Raw genomic sequence first — 1,615 nt, forward strand, 5'->3', positions numbered from 1 at the left:
ACGACGCTGATCAATCAGGGCGACCAGGCGATGCTGAGCATCCCCTTCACGGCGGGCGCGGGCTGGGTTGCTGACAATCTGCACGGCGTCGCGATCCTGCAGCAAACGACCGGACAGAAGACGATCATCCAGGCGGCGTACCTCACCTTCCTGACCGACTTCAGCGTCACGATGGCAAGCCGGATCGCCTCCGTTCCCGAGGGCGACGGGTGGACTTCTCTGCAGGCGCAGATCAAGAACCGCAGCGCGGCGGGCGATGTCCTGACGGTCTCGGTCGATGATATCGTCTCGGGGTGGGACACTTACCTGCAGGTCGCGGGCAGCCCCGACTGGGTGACGACGACCGATCTGGCGCTCGATGCCGGCCAGACCGTCGATGTGACGATCTGGGTGCGCACCGACGCGACCACGCAGATCGGGACGGAGCACCTGATCACGCACTCGGCGAACTCGGATCGGACCCAGTCGGACGCCTACCGGGTCTTCAACGGCTCGCCGTCCATCTTCTTCGTGAGCGACGACATGAACGCGCCCTACGAGGTGCCTTTCATCAACGCCATGAACAACCTGGGATACCTGTTCGACCATTGGGATGTCTACACCGGACACGGGGGCACGGAGCCGGGGTTGACCGACATGGCCGGCTTCGACGCGGTCATCTGGCAGCATGGCTACGTCTCGAACACAATCTCCAACGACGCCGTCAATGCCCTGATGGACTACATGGACAGCGGCGGGAGCTTCTATTATCCGGGGATGGACTATCTTTCCTCGGTCCCCCCGGGGGGTGTGTTCCAGACCGACTATCTCGGGGTCGCCTCATTCACGATCTCCACGAGGTGCCACACCGCCTCGGGCGTGGCCGGAGATCCGGTGACGAACGGGATGACGCTCCCCTTGACCTTCGAGGGAGGCGAGCCGGGCAACCGGGTCGATACGGTGAATCCGATTCCGGGCGCGACAGCCATCTTCTTCTCGGAGGGGGGCAACCCGAACGCCATCCGGCACGAGCTTCCGAGCGGCGGGCGCGTCGTCTTCTCGACGATCGTGCAGAACGCGATCAGCACGTCGGATCCCGCTCCAAACAACTCGCAGACGGTGATCCAGCGCGTGCTGGAGTGGCTCTGCGCTCCCGATCCGGCAGCGACTCCCGATCCGCTGGCGTCCTCGAACGCCCGGATCCTCGGGACGAGGCCGAACCCGATGCGCTCGACCACGGAGCTCACCTACGACGTCTCTTCGGTCGCGGCCGCATCGCCCGTGACACTGAGGCTCAGCGACCCTGCCGGGCGCATCGTGCGCACGCTTGTCGATGGGAAGATGGGGGCCGGGACGCACCATGCGAGCTGGGACGGCCGCGACGACGCCGGCCGGCCGGTCTGCGCGGGCGTCTATCTCGTCCACTTCTCGAGCCTCGACGGACAGAGCACGGCGAAGCTGGTGCTGGTCAAGTAGCTGGCTCTCGATAGTCTGATCCGACGAGCGCCGGAGGCATCCTCCGGCGCTCTTGTCTTCATCCGGTTGCGAGGAAAGAGTCTCCGCCGCGCGCGGAAGGCGGTCTATCGCAAGAGGGCGAGCCCGGCGATTCCCACCAGGAGGCAGTAGATCCCGAAGA

Annotated in this window: 1 protein-coding gene; it reads left to right on the forward strand. The window is 65.3% G+C overall.

Going from position 1 to position 1,615, the window contains the following annotated elements; all coding sequences use genetic code 11:
* The coding region (locus tag FJY88_14270) for a hypothetical protein (GenBank protein ID MBM3288493.1) at positions 1-1,455 on the forward strand (1,455 nt) is incomplete at its 5' end.
* Positions 1,456-1,615: the final 160 nt, after the last annotated feature.

The organism is Candidatus Eisenbacteria bacterium (assembly GCA_016867495.1).
Taxonomy (GTDB): Bacteria; Eisenbacteria; RBG-16-71-46; order CAIMUX01; family VGJL01; genus VGJL01.